Annotated in this window: 4 protein-coding genes; 3 read left to right on the plus strand and 1 reads right to left on the minus strand. The window is 52.2% G+C overall.

Going from position 1 to position 3,782, the window contains the following annotated elements:
- The first annotated feature begins 216 nt into the window (after positions 1-216).
- Complete coding sequence (locus ACSZO1_RS21795) at positions 217-624, plus strand: hypothetical protein (protein ID WP_437616395.1); 408 nt, start codon at positions 217-219, stop codon at positions 622-624.
- Positions 625-670: 46 nt separating this feature from the next.
- Here the strand turns inward: ACSZO1_RS21795 and ACSZO1_RS21800 are convergent, their stop codons facing one another.
- On the minus strand, positions 671-1,462 hold the full coding sequence (locus ACSZO1_RS21800) for a siderophore-interacting protein (RefSeq protein ID WP_437616397.1): 792 nt from the start codon (positions 1,460-1,462) through the stop codon (positions 671-673).
- A gap of 202 nt (positions 1,463-1,664) precedes the next feature.
- On the opposite strand from ACSZO1_RS21800, the gene ACSZO1_RS21805 reads away from it, so the two are divergent.
- Together ACSZO1_RS21805 and ACSZO1_RS21810 are read left to right on the plus strand one after the other, a co-directional pair.
- The gene (locus ACSZO1_RS21805) at positions 1,665-3,095 is read left to right on the plus strand and encodes a DNA cytosine methyltransferase (protein WP_437616399.1); all 1,431 of its coding nucleotides are present in this window, start codon (positions 1,665-1,667) and stop codon (positions 3,093-3,095) included.
- A gap of 65 nt (positions 3,096-3,160) precedes the next feature.
- Positions 3,161-3,553, plus strand: coding sequence for a nuclear transport factor 2 family protein (locus tag ACSZO1_RS21810; RefSeq protein ID WP_437616401.1), 393 nt, complete (start codon positions 3,161-3,163; stop codon positions 3,551-3,553).
- Positions 3,554-3,782 lie beyond the last annotated feature (229 nt).

Below are 3,782 nucleotides of genomic sequence, written 5' to 3' on the forward strand. Positions count from 1 at the left end.
ACAGCTCAGCTAAGGTAAGGCTAATACAGCTAAGGACTCCACTGAACCCCACCGATTAAATCGCACCTTCCTTAGGTGAAGAGATATTTATCGCGGGCAGGGCTGATAAGATGAAGACAAACTAACAACATCACCATAATGGTGTATGAGCGTTTTTTAGTATCGAAATGATGTTTGCGGACTATATTCCTCAGGTAATAAACCAAAGGAGGAATTATGCATTGTATCACCTATCTAAAAGCACATGTCTGCCATTCCACATCGGCGTTATATGAATTAACCTGGCGTGAAAATATCGGTAACCATAGTACCAAAGCGAAGAAACATCTTCAGGTGGCTATCGATATCATTGAGGCAAAACAGCTGCAGGCCTGTGGCCATTTTCTGCTGGCGCGGACACGCCATGAAGCGCTGAACATGGTGAGGAAAATTCAGAAATGCCATAGAGTTATTCGTTGTCTGAAATCAATACGGGACAACCCGCTCGACTCAATTCAGCGGCTGGATGAATATCTTATTTATCATCGAAATACGATGGTGGAACCGTTTCGCTTAAAGAATTACAGTTCGCCAGATAGATCCGGATATGGGGAGCCTCTTCTGAAACGGGGGAATACCGTGTAAAAAAATCCCGCGCTTACTGTTCTGCTAAGCGCGGGATGCTGAGTCGCTATTTATTATGCCAGTACGCGACGGTACGCAATAACTGCGGATCAATATGGCGCTTTTCAAAATAGCTGCCATAACCCAGCACGGTTTCACCTTCACCGGTCAGCCACAGGAAGTAATCTTTTTCCGGTACGGTCAGCTGCTGCAGGCGTTCGGCAATCTGTTCACGTTGTTCACCAACAAACCAGTGCAGCGTCACACCACGCAGATTGAGGTGATCGAAGTAATGTTTGCTGGTTTCATCATGCACCGCGATAAATGCCGTCACTTCAACCGGCGTGCTCAGCGTGCTGAGCGCCGCTAAACGGCGCAGCAGGGCAGGCATCCCGGTTTCATCACAGACATACAGCTGCCAGTGATAGTTCTCCGGCACCACCAGCGAACCACGTGGACCGCCAATGGTCAGCGAATCACCGGGTTGCGCCTCACGCGCCCAGTCGCTGGCAACACCCGCTTCGTGGATATAAAAATCGATGGTCAGTTCATTACGCAGTGCGTCATACAGCGGCGTGTAATCACGCGCCTGCGGACGTACGCCTTCGGGCCAGACGATGCCATCGTCACTGACGGTCGGCGGTGCAAACGCCACGCCCGGCTGCGGGAAAAACAGTTTGATATGGTCGTCGAACCCGGCAGAGGCAAAGCCCGCCAGCTCTGCGCCGCCCAGCACCACGCGCTGGAAATTTCCCGCAATACGCTGATTACTTAACACCTGCAGGGTGCGAAAACGCAGCTCATTACGCACGCGCTTGGGATAGTTCGCCGCAGGTAGCGGGGTAAGATGGGTCATCATGGATTGCTGCCTTATTGTTAGCTCTCTTCGCGGCGGCATCATGCCACAGGTGAGAACAGCAATCATTACACTCTGTGCGCAATTGCCGCCCGCAGGGATAAATCCAGCCCGTAATCAGCATCCTGCGCCACTTGTCATATACAGCGCCAGCACACATCGCTATCATAAGTGACAACTCATCACTACTTTCACCCAGAGACCCATGTCCGACTTGACGCAAATTGCACAGCAGCTGGCTATTCAGGCGCAGGCTGAAATGGAAGATAAGCAACAACAGGATCTGGCGCTGATGCAGCGCGTGCTGGAGATTTATGGTCAGAAGACCGTCGCCGAACTGCTGCGTAAAGTGAGCCAGACCGAATGGACGCGTGAAGCGATCAACCGCTGGGTCAAAGGCAAAAGTGCGCCGAAAGTGCTGACCCACGCCGAAGTCACCTTGCTGCACAAGATGCTGCCTGCCGCTCCGGCGCATAAAACGGATTCCCGTTTTCGTTTTATCGATCTGTTTGCCGGTATTGGCGGCATTCGCAAAGGATTTGACGCGATTGGCGGCCAGTGCGTGTTTACCAGTGAATGGAATGCGGAAGCGGTGCGCACCTATAAAGCCAACTGGTATAACGAACCGGGCAAACATACCTTTAATCGTGATATTCGCGAAGTGACGTTAAGCGGTTCGCCAGAGGTTTCGGAAGAGGATGCGTATCAGCATATTGATCGCCATATCCCGGATCATGACGTGCTGCTGGCCGGTTTTCCCTGTCAGCCATTTAGCCTTGCTGGCGTCAGTAAAAAGAATGCGCTGGGCCGTAAACATGGTTTCGAGTGTGATACCCAGGGCACGCTGTTCTTCGATGTGGCACGAATCATTGCGGCCAAACGTCCGGCAATTTTTGTGCTGGAGAACGTCAAGAACCTGAAAAGCCACGATAAAGGCAATACCTTCCGCGTGATTATGGCGACGCTGGATGAACTGGGCTACGAAGTGGCCGATGCTGCTGACATGGGTAGCGACGACCCGAAAGTGATTGATGGCCGGCACTTCCTGCCGCAGCACCGTGAACGTATCGTACTGCTCGGTTTCCGTCGCGATCTGGAACTGCATCAGGGCTTTACCCTGCGCGATATTGCGCAGTTTTACCCTAAACAACGTCCGGCAGTCGCCGATTTACTGGAAACAGAGCCTGACGAGAAATATATCCTGACGCCTAAACTGTGGGAATATCTCTATAACTACGCCAAAAAACATCAGGCGAAGGGCAATGGCTTTGGTTTTGGCCTGGTGAATCCAGATAACCCTCATGCGGTCACCCGCACTTTATCCGCGCGTTATCATAAAGACGGTTCTGAAATCCTGATCGATCGTGGCTGGGATCAGGCGCTCGGTGAAGCGGATTTCGCTGATGCTGGCAACCAGCAGCAGCGCCCGCGCCGTCTGCTGCCACGTGAATGCGCTCGCCTGATGGGTTTTGAACAGCCGGGGGAACAGCAGTTCAGAATCCCGGTATCCGATACTCAGGCGTATCGCCAGTTTGGTAACAGTGTGGTGGTGCCGGTGTTTGCGGCGGTGGCGAAACTGCTGGAGCCGTATATCGCGCGGGCGGTGGCGTTGCAGCAGGACGCTGAGACGGTTTAGCGGGAGTCCATCAACTGGCGGCACAAACCGTCGGATTTGCTCACCGCATTTATTGAGGAGCGCGCATGCAAACCATTACTATCGATACCGTTCTGGATGAACTGATCAACCAGCAGCAATTACCTCTGGAAGAGGTGCTTGATCGCTATTTTAGTCCCGACTACCTGCAGCGCACCAATGGCTGCCAGGAAGATCGTCAGGGGTTCGCTCATCATGCGCGTAAGCTTCGGGAAATCTGCACTTGTGCGCGGATCGACGTGCTTGACGAACTGCGCACAGGAAATCGCTATGCTACCCGGCACCGTGTTCTGTGCACTAAACGTGACGGCTCTGAGGTTGTGATGGAAGTGTATATGTTCGCAGAAATGGATGATTGCGGACGTTTCCTGCGCGTCGACGAAACCACGCTAATGCTTGAAGGTACAGAGCGCGATCGCGGTTTAGGTAGCGCGAGATAAAATACGGCTAACGGGCAATTATCACCACTTCTCGCGCAGAGCAGACGGATTTAAAGTCTGTCTGTTTTGTGCCAGGAACGTACATCGATGATGTATTACCGTGGATTAAACACCGCGAGATTTCTCTAATCTGATATCAGTGCCATTAATATATGAATCGCCACGGGTTTAACAGACACCTCGGAGTCATTTAAGATGACTTAAAGAGAGGTGCCCATGAGCGGTAAAC

This window comes from Erwinia sp. V71 (genome assembly GCF_965644245.1).
GTDB lineage: Bacteria > Pseudomonadota > Gammaproteobacteria > Enterobacterales > Enterobacteriaceae > Erwinia.

Coding starts and splice junctions, on each gene's coding strand:
- ACSZO1_RS21795 (WP_437616395.1), top strand. CDS start 217: ATGCATTGTATCACCTATCTAAAAGCACATGTCTGCCATTCCACATCG.
- ACSZO1_RS21800 (WP_437616397.1), bottom strand. CDS start 1,462: ATGATGACCCATCTTACCCCGCTACCTGCGGCGAACTATCCCAAGCGC.
- ACSZO1_RS21805 (WP_437616399.1), top strand. CDS start 1,665: ATGTCCGACTTGACGCAAATTGCACAGCAGCTGGCTATTCAGGCGCAG.
- ACSZO1_RS21810 (WP_437616401.1), top strand. CDS start 3,161: ATGCAAACCATTACTATCGATACCGTTCTGGATGAACTGATCAACCAG.